Origin of the sequence: Photobacterium salinisoli, from assembly GCF_003614885.1 — a bacterium.
In the GTDB taxonomy this organism is placed as follows: Bacteria; Pseudomonadota; Gammaproteobacteria; order Enterobacterales; family Vibrionaceae; genus Photobacterium; species Photobacterium salinisoli.
Map to the genome: position 1 here is coordinate 1 of NZ_QZMS01000004.1, position 662 is coordinate 662.

2 tRNA genes and 1 rRNA gene are annotated in these 662 nt (G+C 47.3%); all 3 read left to right on the forward strand.

Annotation, left to right across the window (positions count from 1 at the left end):
- A 16S ribosomal RNA gene (locus tag D6M16_RS00510) occupies positions 1–116 on the forward strand; the annotation flags it as partial.
- 71 nt (positions 117–187) lie between these two features.
- Positions 188–264, forward strand: a tRNA-Ile gene (locus D6M16_RS00515).
- Between the two features lie 45 nt (positions 265–309).
- Positions 310–385, forward strand: a tRNA-Ala gene (locus tag D6M16_RS00520).
- Positions 386–662 lie beyond the last annotated feature (277 nt).

Sequence of the window (662 nt, forward strand, 5' to 3'; positions counted from 1 at the left end):
CACCAGAAGTAGATAGCTTAACCTTCGGGAGGGCGTTTACCACGGTGTGGTTCATGACTGGGGTGAAGTCGTAACAAGGTAGCCCTAGGGGAACCTGGGGCTGGATCACCTCCTTACCTGAAGACTGTGTCTTTGATGCAGTGTCCACACAGATTGCTTGGTCGAAATAGTTAAGAGCGCAAGAGAAGGGTCTGTAGCTCAGGTGGTTAGAGCGCACCCCTGATAAGGGTGAGGTCGGTGGTTCAAGTCCACTCAGACCCACCACTGTCTTCCCAAATGCAGTGGTTAAACACTCTTGCAATACTCGATGGGGCTATAGCTCAGCTGGGAGAGCGCCTGCCTTGCACGCAGGAGGTCAGCAGTTCGATCCTGCTTAGCTCCACCACTCTTTAAGTACATTCCCTGCTACAGGGCGAGTGTGGTTAGAAAGTGGTTATCGAATGATAATTCACATGCTCTTTAACAATCTGGAAAGCTGACTAGTAAATTCAATCTTTGAGATTGAATAAAACTGTTTCGAAAGAAACAGAGTTCTCAAGCAACACACATTCAAGTGTCTTGTGTAAGAGTCCGGCGAATAAACCAATTGTCTCTTTGTCAGAGACACAACCTTGGTTGTTTGAACATACGAAACCTCTTGGGGTTGTATGGTTAAGTGACTA